General features: G+C 59.2%; 20 protein-coding genes and 1 pseudogene. 8 read left to right on the forward strand and 13 right to left on the reverse strand.

Translation table 11 applies throughout. The features are described from left to right. Nucleotides 1-488: 488 nt before the first annotated feature. Nucleotides 489-722 (forward strand): hypothetical protein, encoded by a 234-nt coding sequence (locus ACIGHL_RS05915; protein WP_128120557.1) that lies wholly within the window; start codon nt 489-491, stop codon nt 720-722. Between the two features lie 300 nt (nt 723-1,022). Here ACIGHL_RS05915 and ACIGHL_RS05920 read toward each other — a convergent pair. Then, nucleotides 1,023-1,787: pseudogene (locus ACIGHL_RS05920) on the reverse strand (EAL domain-containing protein); the annotation flags it as partial. Nucleotides 1,788-1,882: 95 nt separating this feature from the next. Then, entirely contained in the window at nt 1,883-3,979 is a 2,097-nt protein-coding gene (locus ACIGHL_RS05925; protein ID WP_128120559.1) for a carboxy terminal-processing peptidase, read from the reverse strand. Nucleotides 3,980-4,274: 295 nt separating this feature from the next. On the opposite strand from ACIGHL_RS05925, the gene ACIGHL_RS05930 reads away from it, so the two are divergent. Beyond that, nucleotides 4,275-5,237 (forward strand): NAD(P)H-quinone oxidoreductase, encoded by a 963-nt coding sequence (locus tag ACIGHL_RS05930; RefSeq protein WP_128120560.1) that lies wholly within the window; start codon nt 4,275-4,277, stop codon nt 5,235-5,237. Nucleotides 5,238-5,269: 32 nt separating this feature from the next. Here ACIGHL_RS05930 and ACIGHL_RS05935 read toward each other — a convergent pair whose 3' ends face one another. From ACIGHL_RS05935 to minC, 6 genes are all read right to left on the reverse strand, one after another. Continuing rightward, the gene (locus ACIGHL_RS05935; RefSeq protein ID WP_046163769.1) at nt 5,270-6,559 is read right to left on the reverse strand and encodes a M18 family aminopeptidase; all 1,290 of its coding nucleotides are present in this window, start codon (nt 6,557-6,559) and stop codon (nt 5,270-5,272) included. 74 nt (nt 6,560-6,633) lie between these two features. Then, nucleotides 6,634-7,206 (reverse strand): class I SAM-dependent methyltransferase, encoded by a 573-nt coding sequence (locus tag ACIGHL_RS05940; RefSeq protein WP_181690004.1) that lies wholly within the window; start codon nt 7,204-7,206, stop codon nt 6,634-6,636. Further along, the gene (locus ACIGHL_RS05945) at nt 7,206-7,841 is read right to left on the reverse strand and encodes an RluA family pseudouridine synthase (protein WP_128120562.1); all 636 of its coding nucleotides are present in this window, start codon (nt 7,839-7,841) and stop codon (nt 7,206-7,208) included. Before ACIGHL_RS05945 ends, ACIGHL_RS05940 begins: the two co-directional genes overlap by 1 nt. A gap of 84 nt (nt 7,842-7,925) precedes the next feature. Beyond that, nucleotides 7,926-8,183 carry a cell division topological specificity factor MinE gene (gene minE, locus ACIGHL_RS05950; protein ID WP_019341568.1) on the reverse strand — a complete coding sequence of 86 codons (258 nt, stop codon included), beginning with the start codon at nt 8,181-8,183 and terminating at the stop codon, nt 7,926-7,928. Next, nucleotides 8,180-8,995: a septum site-determining protein MinD gene (gene minD, locus ACIGHL_RS05955; RefSeq protein ID WP_128120563.1), complete on the reverse strand. Its 816-nt coding sequence runs from the start codon at nt 8,993-8,995 to the stop codon at nt 8,180-8,182. The genes minE and minD overlap by 4 nt, the downstream gene beginning before the upstream one ends. A 91-nt stretch (nt 8,996-9,086) precedes the next feature. Then, nucleotides 9,087-9,818: a septum site-determining protein MinC gene (gene minC / locus ACIGHL_RS05960; protein WP_216706859.1), complete on the reverse strand. Its 732-nt coding sequence runs from the start codon at nt 9,816-9,818 to the stop codon at nt 9,087-9,089. A gap of 159 nt (nt 9,819-9,977) precedes the next feature. Here minC and ACIGHL_RS05965 point away from each other — a divergent pair, with 159 nt between their 5' ends. Then, nucleotides 9,978-10,928: a lipid A biosynthesis lauroyl acyltransferase gene (locus ACIGHL_RS05965; RefSeq protein ID WP_128120564.1), complete on the forward strand. Its 951-nt coding sequence runs from the start codon at nt 9,978-9,980 to the stop codon at nt 10,926-10,928. Here ACIGHL_RS05965 and ACIGHL_RS05970 read toward each other — a convergent pair. The 4 genes from ACIGHL_RS05970 to ACIGHL_RS05985 form a co-directional block, all read right to left on the reverse strand. Further along, nucleotides 10,918-11,763 carry a pirin family protein gene (locus ACIGHL_RS05970; RefSeq protein ID WP_128120565.1) on the reverse strand — a complete coding sequence of 282 codons (846 nt, stop codon included), beginning with the start codon at nt 11,761-11,763 and terminating at the stop codon, nt 10,918-10,920. The genes ACIGHL_RS05965 and ACIGHL_RS05970 overlap by 11 nt on opposite strands. A 91-nt stretch (nt 11,764-11,854) precedes the next feature. After that, complete coding sequence (locus ACIGHL_RS05975; protein ID WP_101153055.1) at nt 11,855-12,598, reverse strand: MlaA family lipoprotein; 744 nt, start codon at nt 12,596-12,598, stop codon at nt 11,855-11,857. Between the two features lie 19 nt (nt 12,599-12,617). Further along, nucleotides 12,618-13,910, reverse strand: a complete 1,293-nt coding sequence (locus tag ACIGHL_RS05980) for an alpha/beta fold hydrolase family protein (protein WP_128120566.1) — start codon at nt 13,908-13,910, stop codon at nt 12,618-12,620. A gap of 434 nt (nt 13,911-14,344) precedes the next feature. Beyond that, nucleotides 14,345-14,572, reverse strand: coding sequence for a DUF2061 domain-containing protein (locus ACIGHL_RS05985; protein WP_128120567.1), 228 nt, complete (start codon nt 14,570-14,572; stop codon nt 14,345-14,347). 268 nt (nt 14,573-14,840) lie between these two features. Between ACIGHL_RS05985 and ACIGHL_RS05990 the strand changes: the two genes are divergently transcribed. The 5 genes from ACIGHL_RS05990 to ACIGHL_RS06010 all read left to right on the forward strand — a co-directional run bounded on the left by ACIGHL_RS05990 (nt 14,841) and on the right by ACIGHL_RS06010 (nt 19,617). Next, entirely contained in the window at nt 14,841-15,155 is a 315-nt protein-coding gene (locus tag ACIGHL_RS05990; protein WP_128120568.1) for a DUF485 domain-containing protein, read from the forward strand. Next, the gene (locus ACIGHL_RS05995; RefSeq protein ID WP_128120569.1) at nt 15,155-16,810 is read left to right on the forward strand and encodes a cation acetate symporter; all 1,656 of its coding nucleotides are present in this window, start codon (nt 15,155-15,157) and stop codon (nt 16,808-16,810) included. The genes ACIGHL_RS05990 and ACIGHL_RS05995 overlap by 1 nt, the downstream gene beginning before the upstream one ends. A 192-nt stretch (nt 16,811-17,002) precedes the next feature. Then, nucleotides 17,003-17,809, forward strand: coding sequence for an SDR family oxidoreductase (locus ACIGHL_RS06000; RefSeq protein ID WP_128120570.1), 807 nt, complete (start codon nt 17,003-17,005; stop codon nt 17,807-17,809). Nucleotides 17,810-17,917: 108 nt separating this feature from the next. Further along, entirely contained in the window at nt 17,918-19,063 is a 1,146-nt protein-coding gene (locus ACIGHL_RS06005; protein ID WP_128120659.1) for an MFS transporter, read from the forward strand. Nucleotides 19,064-19,194: 131 nt separating this feature from the next. Then, nucleotides 19,195-19,617 (forward strand): hypothetical protein, encoded by a 423-nt coding sequence (locus tag ACIGHL_RS06010; protein WP_128120571.1) that lies wholly within the window; start codon nt 19,195-19,197, stop codon nt 19,615-19,617. Between the two features lie 3 nt (nt 19,618-19,620). Here the strand turns inward: ACIGHL_RS06010 and ACIGHL_RS06015 are convergent, their stop codons facing one another. Continuing rightward, nucleotides 19,621-19,851 carry a YheU family protein gene (locus ACIGHL_RS06015; RefSeq protein WP_045428253.1) on the reverse strand — a complete coding sequence of 77 codons (231 nt, stop codon included), beginning with the start codon at nt 19,849-19,851 and terminating at the stop codon, nt 19,621-19,623. Nucleotides 19,852-19,856: the final 5 nt, after the last annotated feature.

Raw genomic sequence — 19,856 nt, forward strand, 5'->3', positions numbered from 1 at the left:
TTCTACATCTTTCGGTTGATCTGTCACGGTTTTATTGCCAAACGGACAATCTTTCGTCAGGCAGTTAGCGAAACATGCGCGGCGTGGGGCTCGGCCGAGGGGGGCTGGTGTCGAGCCGGTCGTGCGCCAGGGGACGCTTTGTGATGGTGACGCGCGATTCGCAGCATGCCCCAAAGCATCGCCAGGGCGGCTGCGCTCCAGCCAATCACTATCAGAAGAATTACCAGTGGCGGTGTGATCATCGTTGGATTCCTTTCTAACCAGACATCATCAGCTCTCGCTGTAGTGGACCGCGAAATGCAAACAACGGTTCCGCTTGCCATCTGTCGGCAACGTGGACCTATGCCGGCAGCCGGCTGCCTAAACTGTGGGGAGCGACTCGAATAGAGGAGAAGGGTATGCGGAGCTATTTGCCTATCGCGCTGGCAGCGGCGCTTGCAGCTACAGCTACAGCTACAGCTACAGCCACGGCAACAGCTGGCGTCACAATGCCAGGCACCGTTCAGCTGGCGCAGAACTCGGGCTCGGTCGATCGAACCCTAGGTAATGGGTCCATGGGCACCGGTGCGGGTATCGAGCGACTACCGGAACAGTCTGATAAGGATCGCAAACTACCCGACCAGCGAACGCAACAGGCTTACGAGCAATCCAACCATGGCGACACGGATACCGATATGGAGCATCGCCCGCGCCGGACATTGGGCGATCGAGATCAGGATTGATCGAACCCGCTCTATGAGCCCGTAACGGCGAAAGGAGAATACCCTCGCCCCGATGCTGCCTCCACGGCTGCTAGCTTCGACGAGATCATCCATCGTCAGTGATGGCTCTGCTGTGACAGATCGCCGGACAGCAGCTTTGCTTACGTTGAAGACCACCTGTGTGTCGCCCTGCAACGTTCAAAATTGCCTGTTGATGGAACAGTTACAACAGGCTGCCCGTATGGAAGGAAAGGAGCGCGCCTTGCTTGAATGCCAGAGCGCCCAAGCTGGGTGGTCGTCCCCTAGCGGCTTGCCATGATTTTCAAAATTGGGCAGACGAAGGCTAGCGCTGGCGCTTGGCTCCTCCTCAGGTCGCCCCAGCAGATAGCCCTGGACCAGGTCGATGCCCATGTCTGAAAGGACGTGCAGTTCTTCACTCAGCTCGATGCCTTCCGCGATGACCTGAGCCTGTGACGCTCTGGCAATCTTCATGATCGACTCGACAAACTCGCGCTTCACGGCGTCGCGGTGAAGACCGTCTATGAAGTAGCGGTCAATCTTGACGTAATCCGGGCGTAGCTCCGACCACATGCGCAGGCTGGAATAGCCAGCACCGAGGTCGTCCAGAGCGATGGAGAAGCCCATGTCACGGTAGTGATGCAAGGCGGCACGAAGCAGCTCGAAATCATCGGTGGGCGTTTGCTCCGTAAGTTCGATCACGACCTTGTCGGCAGAGATGCCGTATTGATGCAGTAACTCCAGAGTGCGGCCCGGCTTGTGCTTAGCATCCAATAACGTTTCGGGCGACACGTTGAGGAATAGTTTGCTCTGCAGCTGCTGCTGGCTGTAGCGACGACAGGCATTCTCGCGACAGGTCATTTCCAGCTCATTCAGTCGGCCGGCATGTCGAGCCGCTGCGAGCAGGTTGATAGGGGAGTGTAGCGAGGTGTTCGATGGCCCTCGTGTCAGCGCTTCGTAGCCGAGGATGAGTCGTTCGGAAAGCGACACGATGGGCTGGAACAGGCTGGTAACGCTGCCGTGAGCAAGGATGGAATCCAGCGTGCTCAACTGCTCGGTAACGGTCATGGTGGTCTCGTGCGGCCTTAAAATGCGAAGGGCCGCACAATGGCGGCCCTTCGCATTTCACGACACTACGATGTCATTTTGATGACATCTGTTGCTTAGCGCTCGACAGGCTGGTTCTTAGCCATCGTCTCTTGCAAGCCTAGGTAATCCAGCAGGATTCTGCCGCTTTCTGACAGATAGGCATCGTCCTCGGGTTTGATTTTTTTATCTTCAACGTGCGGTGTCGTCTCATCTTCTTTTTCGAGCTTGGCCAGCGGCTCCTCGCCTTTAGCCTTGCGCAAGGTGTTTTCCAGTGTCAGCTGACGCTTCTCGATCCGCTCCTGCTGCGCCCGGCGCTTTTCCTCGTTGAGACTGATAGTCGTCTCGTGAGTAAGCTCCTGCGTCAGTGCGAGGCGATCCCGAGTAAATACAAAGTCTGGATTCTCATTGGTCCGCCCCTCATGGCGAGCCTTGAGTTCGGCGAGGAACGGCTTGAACGGATTCATGTCCGGGCTGACCGCTGCGCGAATGCTGTCCCATGGCATCGCTTCAGGCAGGGCGCTTTCGCCAATTTCCTTGGTATCAACTTCGGCGGGGTAGGAGATGTCCGGGATGACGCCTTGATGCTGAGTGCTTTGTCCGGAGACTCGGTAGAACTTGGCGAGCGTCAGCTTGAGTTCGCCGTGATTAAGCGGTTGGACAGTTTGTACGGTGCCTTTGCCGAATGTCTGTCCACCGACGATAAGTGCCCGGTGGTAATCCTGCATGGCGCCGGCGAAGATCTCCGAGGCCGATGCGGACAGTCGGTTAACCAGCACTGCCAGCGGGCCCTTATAAAACGCGCCTTGCTGCTCATCAGCCAGAACGTCGACGCGGCCATCGCTATTGCGGACCAGAACCGTAGGTCCTTGATCGATGAACAGGCCGGTCAGCTCGGTGGCTTCCTGAAGGGAACCGCCGCCATTGTTACGCAAGTCGATGACCACTCCATCGACGTTTTCCTTCTCCAGCTCCGTGAGCAGTTTTTTCACATCTCGGGTCGTGCTCTTGTATTCCTTGTCGCCGGCACGCAGGGCCTTGAAATCGAGATAGAACGCCGGAATTTCGATGACCCCGAGCTTGTAGTCACGACCGTCTTGATTGAGTTTAAACACCGACTTCTTCGCCGCCTGCTCCTCAAGCTTGACCGCTTCGCGGGTGATTGCGACGACTTTGCTGCTCTGGTCGTTTGGCGCGTTGCTCGCTGGGATGACTTCGAGTCGGACAACTGATCCTTTGGGGCCGCGGATCAGTTTGACGACTTCGTCGAGCCGCCAGCCGATCACATCGACCATCTCTTCGTCGCTCTGACCAACACCGACGATCTTGTCGGCAGGCGCGATCTGCTTGCTCTTCTCGGCAGGGCCAGCCGGGACCAGGCGCACCACCTTCACGTGCTCGTTGTCGCTCTGCAGTACAGCCCCGATACCTTCCAGAGAAAGGCTCATGTTGATATCGAAGTTTTCTGCATTGTCAGGAGACAGATACTGGGTGTGCGGATCGTAGGACTGCGCGAAGGCATTTATATAAGTCTGGAACACGTCTTCGCCACGAGTCTGCTCAAGGCGCGACAGCTGATTCTTGTAGCGTTTGGTGAGCAGTTCCTCGATGGCCTTGGGTTCCTTGCCTTCGATCTTCAACCGCAGCACCTCATCCTTTACGCGCTTGCGCCAGAGGTCATCCAGTTCCTGTTCGTTCTCGGGACGCGCTGCATTTTCGCGATCGATCAACAGCTCCTCGTCAACGGTGAAGTCAAAACTGTCGACGCCTTGCTCCAGCAGGCTCAGCGCATATTGCAGCCGGCTCTGCAGTCGCTCCAGATGCACCTTATAGATGATGAACCCGGGTTCAAGGTTGCCATTCTTCAGGAAGTCATCGAACTGGTTGCGCCAGGCTTCGAATTCGGCAACGTCCCCTGCAGTGAAATAGCTGCGCGAAGGGTCGAGCATCTCGAGGTAGCTGTCGAAGATCTTCGCCGAGCGGGCGTCGTTCAGCGGGGGCTTGTTGTAGTGGTGGCGCTTGAGCAGCTCGACTACGTTGAGGCTGGCAATCACCTGGTCACGGTCAGGCTGCAGGTAGTCCCATGCATTTGGGTCGGCAGGTTTGGCGAAGGTGGCAGTGGCCTGAAGGCCAACCAGCAGGGCTAGAAAGCCTGCGGTCAATGATCGTTTCATATCGAAGGAGCGACGCGAGGCTGAGTAATAACGCATATTAGGCCATCAAATCAGGCGCCGGGACGGAATCCGCTCGGCGGGAAAAACACAGCCCGATGGTATCTGGCGGCTGGCACGCCGCGATTCAGATCTCACCGAGGGGCAGAGCGGTTCGCTGCACCGGAGGATACCGAAAAGGCATTCCACGGTTTTAGACGGGCGTATCGCTATGTGGCCTCGGCAGAACTCAATCAACGGCCTGCACTGCCGGAGTCACGGTTTAGCGGGCGCAGGTATGAACCACTATGGAGGCAGCATGAAGGCATTGCAAGGCGTCGAGGGACAGGTGGAGTGGGTGGAGCGTACCGCGGCGAAGTGCGGCGATGGAGAGGTCAGGATTCAAGTAGCCGCTGCAGGTCTGAACCGTGCTGATTTGCTGCAGCGGGCGGGGCACTATCCGCCGCCCCCCGGCGTGACCGATATCCTTGGTCTGGAATGCTCCGGAGTGATCAGCGAGGTTGGGGCTGGCGCTTCCTACCAGATTGGTGACCGTGTATGTGCTCTATTGGCGGGTGGCGGCATGGCCGAGGAGGTTGTGGTCGATAGCCGCCATGTTCTTCCGGTACCGCAAGGCCTGTCGTTGCCAGAGGCGGCGGTTATCCCCGAGGTATATGCCACGGCATGGCTCAATCTGTTCCGCCTGGGTGTGCTGCAGCCCGGCGAGAAGGTGCTCTTGCACGCCGGTGCCAGTGGTGTGGGATCGGCTGCAATTCAATTGTGCAAAGCCTTTGGCAACCCATGCTGGGTCAGCGTCGGTTCGACCGATCGTCTGGCCTATTGCGAGTCGCTGGGTGCCCAGGGCGGCGTGCTCCGGGGTGAGTCACTGGAAGCGCTTCGCGATTTTGGACCCTTTGATCTAATTCTCGATCCGGTTGGTGCAAAGTATGTAGCGCTCAACACCCAGCTCTTGGCGACGGACGGACGTTGGGTAATGATTGGCCTGATGGGCGGACGCAAAGCCGAGGTTGATCTGGGGTTGCTATTGGCTAAACGAATCCAGCTGATTGGTTCTACGTTGCGTAGCCGTGGGGCTGCCGACAAAGCCGATTTACTGGCTGACATGCAGAATGAAATCTGGCCGCTCTTCGCCAACCAGACTCTTTCGCCGCGATTGGAACGCAGTTTCCCGGCGCGCGACGTGGAAGCGGCATTTGCTGCCCTGGCAAGCAACCGGGTGTCCGGGAAGGTTGCGTTGGTTATCGACGACAGTCTGGCCTAAACAATCCAGGCGCATGCGCCTGGAGACCAGAGTTAAGGCAGCTCGGCGCTCGAATAGAATGCGCTGAGTACCTTCACCAGATGCGCCAGATCCTGGCTGCCGGCCAGCTCGCGGATCGAGTGCATACCAAAGGTCGGCAAGCCAATATCCACCGTGCGCACGCCCAGCTGGCTGGCGGTGATTGGGCCGATGGTCGAGCCGCAGCCCATGTCGCTGCGGGTGACGAAGCTCTGCACCGAGACTTCGTTTTCCAGGCAGAGATGGCGAAAGAAGCCGGCGGTTTCGCTACTCGTCGCGTATCGCTGGTTGCTGTTGACCTTGATCACCGGCCCAGCATTGAGTTTCGGGCCATGGTTGCCGTCATGTTTGTCGCTGTAGTTAGGATGCACCGCGTGAGCATTATCGGCCGAGATCATCAGTGAGCGGTTGATGCTGCGCTGGAAGGATTCACCTTCAGGCAATACGCGGCGCAACACTTGCTCGAGAAAAGGCCCGTCCGCACCGCACATCGACGTAGATCCGACTTCCTCATGATCGGTGCAGACCAGTACACAGGTTTCCTCAGTGCCCGCACGCAATAGGGCCTGTAGGCCCGCGTAGCAAGACAGCAGGTTATCCAGGCGGGCTCCGGCGATAAAGTCGCCATTCAGACCGATCACGGCAGCGCTTTGGGTATCGTAGAAACTCAGCTCGAAATCGAGTACGACGTCCGCAACCAGACCATGTTCGCGGCTGAGTTGGTCCGCCAGCAGCGCCCTGAAATCTGGGCTGTCTTCGCTGGCGACTTGCGCCAGGATCGGTGGTAGTTCGTTCTGTGGGTTGATTGTCCAGCCCTGATTGGCTTCCCGATTCAGGTGGATCGCAAGGCTTGGAATCACCGCAATGGGCAGCTTGAAATCGATGAGCTGGCTTTCGATTCGACCGTCGCGGCTATAGGTTACGCGTCCAGCCAAGGACAAGTCGCGGTCGAACCACGGAGCAAGCAGCGCGCCGCCGTAGACTTCTACGCCAAGCTGCCAGAAGCCTTGGCGCTGCAGTTCGGGCTGCGGCTTGACGCGCAGGCAGGGGCTATCGGTGTGCGCACCGACCAGGCGCATGCCCTGTTCGATGACCGAGTGGCTACCCAGTTGGAAAGCGACGATCGCTGAATCGTTACGGGTGACGTAGTAGCGACCGCCCGGTTCGGTGTGCCAAGTCTCGCTTTCATCCAGGGGCTTGTAGCCAGCGGCCTGCAGGGCCTGGGCAAGGCTGGCAGTGGCATGAAATGGGGTAGGGGAGGCCTTGAGGTAATCGATCAGACCCTGGTTGAGTTCTTCGCGCATGGTTGGCTCCGGACGGCTAGGGTTGAAAGTTTATCCCATTGGCCGGTTCCGCTGCAGATCGCAGCTTCAGGAGCTCAGTCGCGCCTGGCTATCACCTCAAACAAATGCCAATGTTTGTTGCTGCCCACGGCAGTCTTGCCGTCGTACTCGAACTCGTTGAGTTCCAGCAGTGTCCAGCCATCCATCTGCCGCATCAGTTGCTCGCGGTTGAGGATGCTTAGACCTTTGTCCGCCCAAGCGTCGTTCGGGCCAAAAAAATGTCCACTGAATAAGCCTTGTTGCCGCAACGATTGGGTGATGCGCGACCATAGGTCCTGAAACGCATCTGGTCGACAGAATGGCAGAGCGAAGCCAGCGTTTATGAGGTCGACAGCTGGCAATGGCACATTGTCTTCGAATGAGCGGCAAATTGTGATGAGCGCTCCTGAGCGATAGTTGTCGGACTGCTCGCGCAGCGCCTCCAACGCACGCGGATCGCGATCAAGAGCGACGACGTCCCAGCCGGATCTAAGCAGCGCCAGGCTGTCTCGTCCTGCTCCGCAGCCCAGGTCCAGTGCTTGACTTGGGGGTTGTGTCCACAGATTGAGCGCTTTGCGCAGAGTTGGGTGCTCTGGGGCGCCCCGGGTCGCCTCGAGGAAATCACGCATCAGAACGGCGCCGGACACTCGAATCGCATACGTTCGCCAGTTTGAGGATGGGTCAGGGCAAGCATGCTGGCGTGCAGGCAGAGCCGGTCATGGGCGGTGAGCGCCTTTTCGTGCGCATAGAGGCGATCTCCTAAGAGGGGATGGCCGATCGAGAGCATGTGGACACGTAGCTGATGGGAGCGGCCGGTGATCGGGGTGAGCTCGACCCGGCTGTAATCACCGCAGCGCTCCAGGACTCGCCAATACGTTAGCGCATGCTTGCCCAGCTCATGGTCGACCACATGTCGCGGTTTGGTCGGCGGGTCGTAGCGCAGCGGAAGTTCAATGCTTCCACTGTCCTGTTCGGGCTCGCCCCAGCATAGGGCGGTGTACGCTTTTTCTGTCTCGCGGTCATGGAACTGGCGCGACAATTCGCGGTGGCTTTCCGCGTCACGTGCAAGCACGATCAGGCCGGAGGTTTCCCAGTCCAGGCGATGAACGATGCGCGCCTCGGGGTAGCCGTTTTCCTGTAGTCGGGTGACCAGACAATCCTTGTTGTCATCGGCGCGACCGGGCACCGACAGCAGCAGAGTAGGCTTGTTGATGACCAGCAGAGCGGCATCTTGATGAACGAACTGGATGTGACTGAGGGGCATTTTCGAATTCCGCAAACGACATCGGCGACCGAAGTCGCCGATGAATCTGTCGCTACACTACGGTGCTGGCGACTACCTGGTCGATCAACGATCGGGCAAGGTGATGTTCAGCTCAAGGATCGAACAGCTTCCCTGATCTTCCAGGGCGACCTGAACCTGATCGCTGTCGATGTTGACGTACTTGCGAATCACCTCGACCAACTCTTTCTGCAGCGCCGGCAGGTAGTCCGGCTGGGTGCGCTGGCCGCGCTCGTGGGCGACGATGATCTGCAGACGTTCCTTGGCGATGTTAGCTGGCGTTTCCTTCTTCTTGCGTTCACGAAAGAAGTCGAGAAGGTTCATTCGCGGCCTCCAAACAAGCGTTGCAGGAAGCCCTGCTTCTTCACGTCGAGGAAGCGATGGTTCACTTCCTTGCCCAGCAGTCGATCCACGGCGTCGCTGTAGGCCTGGCCGGCGTCGCTCTGGTCATCGAGGATGACCGGTACGCCCTGGTTGGAGGCTTTAAGTACGGCTTGGGATTCTGGGATGACGCCGAGCAGACGAATCGACAGAATTTCCTCGACGTCCTCGACACCGAGCATTTCGCCCTTGACCACCCGCTCGGGGTTGTAGCGGGTCAACAGCAGATGTTCCTTGATCGGCTCATCGCCGTTTTCGGCGCGGCGGGATTTGCTGGCCAGCAGGCCCAGCATGCGGTCCGAGTCGCGAACAGACGAGACTTCCGGATTGGTTACGACAATGGCTTCGTCGGCGAAATACATGGCCAGGTGCGCGCCTTTCTCGATGCCGGCCGGCGAGTCGCAGATGACGAACTCGAAGTTTTTGGCCAATTCGTCGATGACTTTTCCGACGCCTTCAAGCGTCAGCGCATCCTTGTCGCGGGTTTGGCTGGCCGCGAGGACGTAGAGGTTTTCGAGACGCTTGTCCTTGATCAGTGCCTGGGTCAGGGTGGCATCGCCCTGAATGACATTGACGAAGTCATACACCACGCGACGCTCGCAGCCCATGATCAGGTCCAGGTTACGCAGACCGACGTCGAAGTCGACGATGACGGTCTTGTGGCCGCGCAAGGCGAGGCCGGTACCGATGGCGGCGCTGGAAGTGGTTTTACCGACGCCACCCTTGCCGGAAGTGACTACGAGGATCTTGGCCAAGGTGATTCACCCTAAATATGAAGTCGGGACCGTAGCCGAGTCGGCTTACAGTACGCCCGTTTTGGTGCTTGAAAATTCGCGGCAGTATCCGTTAAAGGCGGGTGATGTTCAACACGTCGCCGGATAGCTTCATTTGCACGGCTTTGGCCCACAAAGGGTCGCGTCTAAGGTCTTCGGCGACCTTGTAATGCCCGGCAATCGAGACCATTTCAGCAGCCAGCTGCTGACAGAAAATACGTGCATTGGCGTCGCCCTTGATGCCTGCCAGCGCACGCCCGCGCAGCGGGCCGTACACATGGATGTTCCCATCGGCGAGAAGTTCCGCGCCGGGGCTCACCGCGGCCAGCACGATCAGATCGCCACCCTGGGCATAGACCTGCTGGCCGCCGCGGATGGGAGTGGTGATCACGCGGGTGGGGCGGTAGGCGGGCTCTGCCGGTTTGGCGGGTTCGCTTGGGGCCTTGCTGGTGACGTCGAGCTTGCGTTCACGAGCGCCCGACGGCGGTAGCACGGGCAAATCGAGCCGGCCGGCGGCGTCGACGATTTGCGGGTCGCCTGAACGCAACGCAAGGGTACGCAAGCCATGCTTTCGGCAGAGCGCGATAAGGGCAGGCAGGTCGAGGTTGCAATCGCTGGGAAGTTTGTCCAGCGCCAGCACCAGGGGCGTGTTATTGAAAAAGTCCGGGGCCTGTTCGACCTTGACGGCGAGCTGCTGATCCAGACGCTGCAGGTCGTTCTGTGTCAGCTCCAGCACGGTGATGGCGAGCATGCTGCCCTTGAGCTGGAATACGGGGGCTTGGTCGGTAAGATCGGCTTGGCTCATGGTCTGCCTGCTGCGGTAAATGGCGAGGACTTATAGCGGGGCGAACTGCCGCCTGCAAGTCTCGCCCACACTCTCGGACGGGTGCCGTGCATCGCAACGCTGCCGCATTGGCGGATGATTTATCGCTAGAATGCGCGCTTTTATCGGTTCGGACTGCCAATGGATCGTCCTCGTTTTCGCGCATCATTTCTTCATCCTCGTTTCTGGCTGCTGTGGCTTGGCCTCGGTCTACTGTGGCTGGTGGTGCAGTTGCCCTATCGGATTTTGCTGTGGCTGGGGCGCGGTCTTGGTGCATTGATGTACCGCGTAGCACGGTCGAGACGGCAGATTGCCCGGCGCAACCTGCAGCTGTGCTTTCCGGAGTTGAGCGAAAAGGAGCGTGAACGACTGCTGCGCGAGAACTTTATCTCGACCGGGATTGCCTTCTTCGAAATGGCCATGAGCTGGTGGTGGCCCAAGTCGCGTTTGCAGCGACTGGCGCAAATCCAAGGGCTTGAGCATCTGCAGCAGGCGCAGGCAGAAGGGCAGGGCGTGATCCTGATGACGCTGCATTTCACCACGCTGGAAATCGGCGGAGCGCTGCTCGGCCAGTGGCACACCATCGATGGAATGTACCGTGAGCACAAGAATCCGGTGTTCGATTACGTGCAGCGGCGTGGCCGAGAGCGGCACAACCTGGATGCGACAGCGATAGAGCGTGAAGATGTGCGTGCCATGCTCAAAGTTCTGCGTGCGGGCCGGGCAATCTGGTATGCGCCAGACCAGGATTATGGCCGCAAGCAAAGCATCTTCGTACCCTGGTTCGGTATTCAGGCGGCAACCGTGACCGCAACGACCAAGTTCGCACGCCTTGGTAGGGCTAGGGTGATCCCTTACACGCTGGAACGCCTGCCTGAAGGAAGAGGCTACAGCCTGGTGGTGCATCCGCCATTGGACGATTTCCCCGGCGAAAGCGAGGAGGCTGATTGTCGCCGCATCAACGAGTGGATTGAAGACGCGGTCAGGCAGCATCCTGAGCAGTACCTGTGGGCCCACCGGCGCTTCAAGACCCGACCGGAGGGGGAGTCGAGTCTGTACCGCAAGCGGCCGAAGAAGCCGGTTAGTGTGTAAACACACCGTCGCGTAAATCACGCAGCGCCTGTTCGATCTCTTCGCGGCTGTTCATCACGAACGGGCCGTACTGCACAATCGGCTCGTTGATCGGGCGGCCTGCCAGAAAAAGGACGCGGGCGCCGCTGCTGGTTGAAAGCTCCAGTTCACCCTGGTCGGAGAGTCGAGCGAGCTGATTCTTTGCAAGGCGTTGCCCACCCACCATCAGCTCGCCGTCAAACACATACAAGATGACTCGCTGCCCGTCGGACACCTGCGGCCTCAGCCGAGTGCCGGCTGGAAGGCAAAGATCGAACAGCTGCGGCTCGGTATCCGGGCGTTGCACAGCGCCGGCTTGTGTGACGCCTTCGGCGCAGAGCTGGCCGGCAATCACCACTGCTTCGACACCGCTCGGCAGCGTTATTCGGGGGATTTCGGCGGGAGAGAAGTCGCGGTAGCTCGGTTCGTCCAGCTTGTTTTTCGCCGGCAGGTTGAGCCACATCTGAAACCCGCGCATCGCGCCGTGTTCTTGCTGAGGCATCTCGCTGTGAATGACGCCGCGTGCGGCGGTCATCCATTGCACACCGCCGCTCTCTAGCAGGCCGACATTGCCGAGGTGATCTTCGTGGCGCATGCGACCTTCAAGCATGTAAGTGATGGTCTCGAAGCCACGGTGCGGATGCGCCGGGAAGCCGGTGATGTACTCGTCCGGGTTGTCCGAGCCGAACTCATCGAGCATCAGAAAGGGATCGAAGCGCTCCGGCGCGGCGCCGCCGAACAGCCGCGTCAGGCTGACGCCAGCGCCATCGGAGGTGGCGCGGCCGGTGCTGACAGATAGGACTTCACGCGTGGTCATAGCATCGCTCCTAGAACAGATGGACTAAGACTACGGCCGGCAACTCGATGCGCTAATGCGAAATTCGAACCTATCGTATCGATTCAGCCGATCATTCCTCGATCTGCAGTTCCCGCGCGCGGGTGTAGACGTAGCGGACCTTCTCGTATTCAAACGGCGAATTGAGTTGGCCGTAGCGCAGGGGCGTCGTGTGACGGATATCGATCAATCGCAGCGCGGTGAGACCGAATTCACCACCGCTGGCTTCGGCATAGCTGAAGTAGTCGACCTGTCGCTCAACGCCAAAATCCACTGCCTGGCCAGCGGTGTCCCGCAGGTTCGACGGGCCCAGTGCGGGCAGGATCAGATACGGGCCGTGAGGTACGCCATAGAAGCCGAGGGTTTGGCCGAAATCTTCATTGTAGCGGGGCAAGCCCATACGCGTTGCAGGGTCCCAAACACCACCAACGCCGAGAATCGTGTTGAACAGCAGGCGCGCGGTCGTGGTCATGGCCCGCTCGCCCTTAAGTTGCGCGATGCTGTTAAAAAGCGTTGGGATTTCACCGAGGTTATCGAAGAAATTGCTGACGCCGGTCCTCACGATCTTGGGCGTGACATAACGGTACCCGCGGACGGCAGGCAGCATCACAAACTGATCCAGACGGTAGTTGAAGTAGTACATGCGCCGGTTCAGCGACTCCCAGGGGTCGTAAATGTTCAGCGCGTCGAAGGTGGCGCGTTCAAATTCGCGCTGGTCGAGGCCGGGGTTGAACTCCAGGTTGCGCAGCGGATGGGTGAAACCATCCTCATCGACAGTCCCCGTCTGGGCATGGGTCACGCTGCTGATTAGCAGCATGACGGCAAGCAAAGCGCGTTTAGCCACGGAAGAACTCCAACATATCGTGGGCGTTGACCCGGTAGGTGAGGTTGCCGCAGTGGCCACCGCGAGGATAGAGCGTCATGCGATCACCGAAGGTGCGGCGAAGGAACCCCAGATCTCCAGCGCCGAGAATGATGTCGTCGGCGTTATGCATGACGGCGATTTTCGGACTGTTGCGCATGTAATCCTCGAGCGCATACAGGCTCACCTGTTGCACCAGTTGCGCCATGCTGCCGCCGTCCTGCTGCGCGCGCCACATGGGGATCAGCTGCTCGGTGATATAACAATCGAAATCACAGAGCAGCGCGCGGCGGAAGAACGGCTCGAGACTGGTGCCTTCATCGATTGGGTATTTCGGTGGCACGATCAGGCCGCGTCGGTTGATCAGGTCGGAGGTAAAGGCAATATCGGCCGCCGAGAAGCGGAATACCGAGCCGATCAACATGGCCATCTGCTCGTCAGTAAGTCGCAGCGCTGATTGCTGGAAATCGAAAAGCATCGCCTCGTCCAGGTTGATCGTGCCTTGCTGCCGGTAGTAGCGCGTGAGCTTTTCCAGGACGACTTCGTAAAAGGTGGTGGTGCTGTCGATGGCATCAACCTGTGTCTGCACCAGCTTGTCGAGGTTGCTGATCGAGGTGTAGAGGTTCACCGGGGGGTTGATCATCAGCACGCGCTTGAAGTTGAAACTCTGTCGCGTCTCGTCGAGCTTGCTGACGAATGCAGCGTTAAGCGCGCCCAGGCTATAACCGACCAGGTTGAACTCAGTGACCGGCAGCTCATGCTGCTGCGCGCGAACGGCTTGCATTACCCGATAGAGGTCTTTGGCGTCACCCGGACTGTAGCCTGGCGTTGCGTAGCGCGAGGCAGCGGCGATGAAGTCGAAGCTGGTGGGAGAGGACAGTTGCACCACGTGATAGCCGGCCCCGTAGAACAACCGCTTCAGCGACTCGGTCTTGCCGGCTGAGTAGCTCGCACCGGTGCCAGAGATGATGAACATCAGCGGCGCTGGACCAGGCTGTTTTGCTAGCCGATATGTGAGTCGTTTTACCGCCCAGAAGTTATCAGGCAGGGTGAACTCCCGCTCGGGACGTAGCCGCAGGCTGTAGTCCGCCTGATCGATGTCGTCATCTTCAGGCAAGTCGGCGCGAAATGGCGCCGGTGTCGTGGCTATCGTCGCCTCGAATGGGTTGCTTAAGGGATAGCCATATTGCTCGACGCTGATGTCTGCCGCGTGGGCAGGCGTAACGACCAGTGCAAGCAGTGCGCTCAGGCACAGCAGCAATCGCATATGAGGTGATCTCCGGTGACTACGGTGGGGTTTGGCTGGTTGATATTCAGTTTTCAGGGGCCGGCGGCGGGGCCGTGGTCCGTTCGGTGCACTCGACGATAATTGGGACACCGGTGGGGGTGTCGGCATCGAGTTTGGTCTGATCGCCGTGACCATGCATTTTCGCGCTCAGATGATGCCTGGAATTGCCTGCCCTATGTCGTTTCGCTAAGCATTGACCGCAATTAAGCCGGCAGGTTGCGTCGCTTTTAAGCGGTGATAGCAAAAAGCCGGTTGCGAACTGGCCAGTGTGGATTGGTGACCGGCTGGTCACCGCTCGGCAGGCGCAGACGTTTGAGTTGAGTGTCGTTGCTAGAACGCTTGCTAACACGCTTCTTAACGGCACAGGTGCTTCGTGGGATTGCAGTGGTAGCGCTGGATGAGAGCGGTAGCGCTTACGCCTGGTGATGTAGCCAGGCGTGAGCGGGGATGCGCTTCTCGGCAGCAGTTTGACGCTTGTCCAGACGCTGCCAGACCTTCTCGTGAAAGTAAAAGCCCACCGAGTTGCACAGGGGTTCGATAGCGGCAACCAAGCCACCGGCTGCTGCGCTGCCGGTCAAGGCGTAGGTGACCGAGAACGCGATGCAAAAGTGCATCAGGGTAAAGGTAACGGTCTTGGTCATGGTCGATTCTCCGCAGCGATCGAGAATTATTCTCTGTTGCGGTGGAGTGTGCTTGTGCCTGCGAAGCGTAGGAAATAACCGTGTTCGATGGACCAGATAGGCCAGCGCTATAGCCTTCCGTTTGCGTAGGCCTGATAGGCGCCAACGCGTCTGGCACGGGCCTCTCACTAAATAAAAACAAGACCATGGTCGAGTGGCGTTAAGACGGGCCGGCCCTAAAGTAGCCGCCCTGCCTTCATGTGTGGGCAGAGACCGTGTGGAGACCCCAATGAACAACGAGACAGTAATTCAGCAGATCAATGCTGATCCACGATTCCACGAGCTGGTTGCCAAGCGTGGTCGTTTCGCCTGGATGCTGGCGACCATCATGCTGACCGCTTACTTCGCATTTATTCTTGTCATCGCGTTTGACCCTGCGGTGCTGGGAACACCTCTGAGCACTGGCTCCGTCACCACCTGGGGTATCCCGGCGGGTCTGGGCCTGATTTTCCTGTCGTTCGTGCTGACCGGAATCTACGTGCAACGCGCCAATGGCGAGTTCGATCGTATCACCCAGGACATTCTCGACGAGGCCCAGAAATAATGTTCGCTCGCCTGCTGACTGCAGCTGCTCTGATGGCAGTTGCTCCGGCGCTGTTTGCTGACGCCCTAACCGGCGATGTACAGAAACAGGCCACCAACTGGACCGCCATTTCCATGTTCATCGTATTCATCGTGTTCACGATGGGTATCACCAAGTGGGCGGCCAAGCGCAACACCTCCACTTCCGACTACTACACCGCTGGCGGCAGCATAACTGGTTTCCAGAACGGCCTGGCGATCGCGGGCGACTTTATGTCGGCTGCCTCGTTCCTCGGAATATCCGCGCTGGTCTTCACCAGCGGCTACGACGGCTTGATCTATTCGATCGGCTTCTTGGTGGGCTGGCCGATCATTCTGTTTCTGATGGCCGAGCGACTGCGCAACCTGGGTAAATTTACCTTCTCCGACGTAGCCTCCTACCGCCTGGGACAGACTCAGATCCGTATCCTATCTGCGTGCGGTTCGCTGATCGTGGTGGCCTTCTACCTGATCGCGCAGATGGTCGGTGCCGGCAAGCTGATCCAGCTGCTGTTCGGCCTGGACTATCTGGTCGCGGTGGTGATGGTCGGCGTGCTGATGGTCATGTACGTGATGTTCGGCGGTATGCTGGCGACCACCTGGGTGCAGATCATCAAGGCTGTGCTGCTGCTGTCTGGCGCAACCTTCATGGCGGTCATGGTGATGTACAACGTCGGCTTCGATTTCAGCCGTCTGTTCTCCGAGGCGGTGGCGCTGCATCCGAGCCATCAGGCGATCATGAGCCCGGGCGGCCTGGTTTCCGACCCGATTTCCGCGATCTCGCTGGGTCTGGCATTGATGTTCGGCACGGCTGGCCTGCCGCACATCCTGATGCGCTTCTTTACCGTTGCTGATGCCAAAGAAGCGCGCAAGAGCGTGTTCTATGCGACCGGCTTCATCGGCTACTTCTATATCCTGACGTTCATTATCGGTTTTGGCGCGATCCTGCTGGTCAGCACCAACCCGAGCTTCAAGGACGCCACGGGCGCCATCGTCGGCGGCACCAACATGGTCGCCATCCACTTGGCTTCGGCAGTCGGCGGCAATCTGTTCCTGGGCTTCATCTCCGCGGTGGCCTTTGCCACCATCCTCGCGGTGGTTTCGGGCCTGGCGCTGGCGGGTGCTTCCGCTGTCGCCCATGACCTCTATGCCTGCGTGATCAAGAAGGGCAAGGCCAAGGAAGAGGACGAGATGAAGGTGACCAAGCGCACCACGCTGGCCCTGGGCGTGCTGGCCATCCTGCTTGGTGTGGCTTTCGAGAACCAGAATATTGCCTTCATGGTGGGCCTGGCGTTCTCGGTTGCCGCGAGCTGCAACTTCCCGATTCTGTTCCTTTCGATGTACTGGAAGAACCTGACTACCCGCGGTGCGCTGATCGGTGGCGCGATGGGCCTGGGCACGGCGTTGCTGCTGACAATTCTCAGTCCGACGGTATGGGTCGATGTGCTGCACTTCGAGAAGGCCATCTTCCCGTACAAGTACCCGGCACTGTTCGCCATGATCGCGTCGTTCGCGGGTCTATGGTTCTTCTCGGTTACCGACAAGACGAAAGCGGCTGCCGAAGAGCGCGCACGTTTCTTCCCGCAATTCATCCGTTCGCAGACCGGTCTGGGCTCGAGTGGTGCGGTCGCACACTGACCTCACAGCTCACCTGAAAAAAAGCAGCCTTCGGGCTGCTTTTTTTATGCGCCACCGTCGGTTTATGGGTAACTCAGAGCCCGGTCAATCGGGTGCGAGGTATGCCAGTCATTCAGCATTTCGATAGAGGCCGGAGCCTGCAGCGGCTTTCGCTAGACTCGTGGCAACTCCACGAACAAAAGGTTACAAACGATGCAAAATCGGATGATGGTCACAGGGGGCGGTTCCGGCCTGGGTCGCGAAATTGCGTTGCGCTGGGCGCGCGAGGGTTGGCAGCTGGCATTGTCGGATGTCAACGAGGCCGGCCTGGCCGAAACTCTGAAGATGGTCCGTGAGGCGGGCGGCGATGGTTTCACTCAGCGCTGTGACGTGCGCGACTACAGCCAGCTAACGGCGCTGGCACAGGCTTGCGAGAGCAATTTTGGCGGCATCGATGTAGTGGTCAACAATGCTGGCGTCGCTTCGGGTGGCTTTTTCGAAGAACTGTCGCTGGAGGACTGGGACTGGCAGATCGCGATCAACCTGATGGGCGTGGTCAAGGGCTGCAAGGCGTTCCTGCCTTTGGTGCAGAAGAGCCAGGGCAAGATCATTAACATCGCGTCCATGGCGGCTCTGATGCAAGCGCCAGGAATGAGCAACTACAACGTGGCCAAGGCCGGCGTAGTGGCGTTGTCCGAAAGCCTGCTGGTGGAGCTGAAGCAGCAGGAAGTCGGGGTTCATGTGGTCTGTCCGTCGTTCTTCCAGACCAATCTGATGGATTCCTATCGTGGGCCGACGCCCAACATGAAAGCGCAGATCAGCAAGCTGCTCGAAGCGTCGCCTATTTCTGCTGCCGACATCGCTGACTACATCTACCGTCAGGTTGCCGAAGGCGTGTTTATGATCCTGCCGCATGACGAAGGCCGGGCGGCTTGGAAAATCAAGCAGCAGAACCCTCAGGCTATCTATGACGAGATGGCGCTGCTGGCGGAGAAGAAACGTAGCAAGAGCAAAACCTGACCAGTCGGTCCGTTTTGCTTGCCCTGATCCAGGGGCGGGAGTAGGGTTGCCGGTCCTACCCAGTCTGCCTCTGGACTCACTGTGAAAAATCCGTCTCGCTGGCTGCTCATGCTGGCTCTGGTGCTGGCCGCGATCAATCTTCGGCCCGGTATTACCTCGTTCGCACCCCTGATCGAACGCATCGCCGAGGAGCTCAGTCTCAGCCGCAGCGTTATCAGTCTTACTACCGCCTTGCCGGTGCTGCTGATGGGGTTGCTTGCGCCGTTGGCGCCACGTCTGGCGGTGCGTTTCGGACTGGAGCGCACCATCAGCCTGTGCCTTGGCTTGATCGGCCTGGCGCTATTACTGCGTCTGTTCGGTAAAAGCGCGCCGGTGTTGATTGGCACGGCGGCCATGGTGGGTGCCGGAATCGCGGTCGCCGGGCCGCTGTTGTCAGGCTTCATCAAGCGTTATTTCCTCGAGCAGATGGGTAAGACGGCCGCCTACTATTCGTTGAGCATGGCTGTTGGCGGCACCATCGGCGTGGTGCTTACCGCACCGGCGGCCGAACTGCTGGGCGATCGCTGGACCTGGGGGCTGGCGTTGTGGGCTATTCCTGCAGTGCTGGCGCTGTTGATCTGGTGGCGCCTGCCGAACCAGCCGGAGCCGACGGTCGAGAGCCGCACCGGTCTGCCGTGGCGTGAGCCACGCGCCTGGTTGGTGAGCATCTATTTCGCCTTGCAGGCCGGTCTGTTCTACGCACTGGCGACTTGGCTGGTGGCGCGTTACCACGAGGTTGGCTTCAGCCTGCTACAGAGCAATGCATTTTTCAGTGGCTTCATGCTGATCGGTTTACCCAGCGCGTTCATCATGCCTTGGCTGGCGCAGCGCTTCGGTCGGCGGCACCTGCTGATGGCTTGCTGCGGCGTACTGGCGACGGTGTGTCTGTTGGTCATTGCCTGGCTTCCTCAGGTCAACCCCTTGCTGGTCTGCATGCTGCTGGGTGTGGCCTTGAACGGAACCTTTTCGATGTCACTGGTATTGCCCATGTACGAAGCGAACTCGCCGCTTGCGGTCAGCCGCCTGACGGCGATGATGCTTTGCACCGGTTATTGCCTGGCCTGTTTCACGCCAGTGCTGACCGGTCTGGGCCGCGATATCGCCGGTGATTACCGAGAACCCTTCCTCGTACTCGCGACCATGTCAGCGGCAATGTCGCTGCTCGCCTTGCGGCTGGCGCCCCGCCGAGATCTGTCTGCTGCGACGACGCCCTGAAGGTGCCGCTATTACCTTAGGTTGTGGTCTGCGTCACCTCTGCGACTCGCGCGCGGGCCATGTCCGCACGGGGCGCTGGAAGGCCGAGCGGAATTGGTCGAACATGTCGGACTTTCGCCTGGAGTGTTCCTGTGGAGCCGGAATCCATCGTCTACGGCAGCATTCGTGACTGGCCTTCGACCGACCCCGAGCAGTGTCGGCTGCGCCGTGCAGTCAACCGCCGTGCGCTGTACAGCTTGCCGCAAGGTGAGGGTTGGCCTTTTCTCGGAAGAGAAATGTTTTCCTGCTGCAAGGATGAAGGCGTGTATCAGACCCAGATCATTCACTTCGGCGCCAGCTACCGCGCGGTCGAATATGAATGGGCGCTCTGGGTACGTCACTTCGAGGCGCTACTGAACGAACTCTACTGGACCAGCGCGGTGGTTCACCTGGAGACCGAACTCAACGGCATTCACACCTTCCGCTGGGAAACCGAAAGCGGTTCGCACAGCCCCCACCAGCGCGATTTGCGCATGCGCTGTGCCTGGGAGCGTGACGGCGGGGTATTCAGCTGAAATCTAGTCTTCCAGCCATTCCTTCGGCACGTCGCGCCTGAGCGCGAGCTGGCACTGCTGATGATCAACATCGAACACGATGACCGCGGTGCCTTTGCGCAATGCCTGGCGTACCCGCTCGACGCGGGTTTCCTGCGGCGTCTCGTCGCCATTATCGGTGCCCTCGCGGGTCACGAAGTCTTCGATGAGGCGGGTCAGGGTGTCAGGTTCGAGCTGGTCGTAAGGGATGAGCATCGGCG

It is taken from the genome of Pseudomonas sp. NPDC077451 (assembly GCF_044543345.1).
Lineage (GTDB): Bacteria > Pseudomonadota > Gammaproteobacteria > Pseudomonadales > Pseudomonadaceae > Stutzerimonas.

Bases quoted from the DNA above. Each gene is read 5' to 3' on its own strand.
- ACIGHL_RS05915 (WP_128120557.1), top strand. From the start codon at position 489: ATGCCAGGCACCGTTCAGCTGGCGCAGAACTCGGGCTCGGTCGATCGA.
- ACIGHL_RS05925 (WP_128120559.1), bottom strand. From the start codon at position 3,979: ATGAAACGATCATTGACCGCAGGCTTTCTAGCCCTGCTGGTTGGCCTT.
- ACIGHL_RS05930 (WP_128120560.1), top strand. From the start codon at position 4,275: ATGAAGGCATTGCAAGGCGTCGAGGGACAGGTGGAGTGGGTGGAGCGT.
- ACIGHL_RS05935 (WP_046163769.1), bottom strand. From the start codon at position 6,559: ATGCGCGAAGAACTCAACCAGGGTCTGATCGATTACCTCAAGGCCTCC.
- ACIGHL_RS05940 (WP_181690004.1), bottom strand. From the start codon at position 7,206: ATGCGTGATTTCCTCGAGGCGACCCGGGGCGCCCCAGAGCACCCAACT.
- ACIGHL_RS05945 (WP_128120562.1), bottom strand. From the start codon at position 7,841: ATGCCCCTCAGTCACATCCAGTTCGTTCATCAAGATGCCGCTCTGCTG.
- minE (WP_019341568.1), bottom strand. From the start codon at position 8,183: ATGAACCTTCTCGACTTCTTTCGTGAACGCAAGAAGAAGGAAACGCCA.
- minC (WP_216706859.1), bottom strand. From the start codon at position 9,818: ATGAGCCAAGCCGATCTTACCGACCAAGCCCCCGTATTCCAGCTCAAG.
- ACIGHL_RS05965 (WP_128120564.1), top strand. From the start codon at position 9,978: ATGGATCGTCCTCGTTTTCGCGCATCATTTCTTCATCCTCGTTTCTGG.
- ACIGHL_RS05970 (WP_128120565.1), bottom strand. From the start codon at position 11,763: ATGACCACGCGTGAAGTCCTATCTGTCAGCACCGGCCGCGCCACCTCC.
- ACIGHL_RS05975 (WP_101153055.1), bottom strand. From the start codon at position 12,598: ATGCTGCTAATCAGCAGCGTGACCCATGCCCAGACGGGGACTGTCGAT.
- ACIGHL_RS05980 (WP_128120566.1), bottom strand. From the start codon at position 13,910: ATGCGATTGCTGCTGTGCCTGAGCGCACTGCTTGCACTGGTCGTTACG.
- ACIGHL_RS05985 (WP_128120567.1), bottom strand. From the start codon at position 14,572: ATGACCAAGACCGTTACCTTTACCCTGATGCACTTTTGCATCGCGTTC.
- ACIGHL_RS05990 (WP_128120568.1), top strand. From the start codon at position 14,841: ATGAACAACGAGACAGTAATTCAGCAGATCAATGCTGATCCACGATTC.
- ACIGHL_RS05995 (WP_128120569.1), top strand. From the start codon at position 15,155: ATGTTCGCTCGCCTGCTGACTGCAGCTGCTCTGATGGCAGTTGCTCCG.
- ACIGHL_RS06000 (WP_128120570.1), top strand. From the start codon at position 17,003: ATGCAAAATCGGATGATGGTCACAGGGGGCGGTTCCGGCCTGGGTCGC.
- ACIGHL_RS06005 (WP_128120659.1), top strand. From the start codon at position 17,918: ATGCTGGCTCTGGTGCTGGCCGCGATCAATCTTCGGCCCGGTATTACC.
- ACIGHL_RS06015 (WP_045428253.1), bottom strand. From the start codon at position 19,851: ATGCTCATCCCTTACGACCAGCTCGAACCTGACACCCTGACCCGCCTC.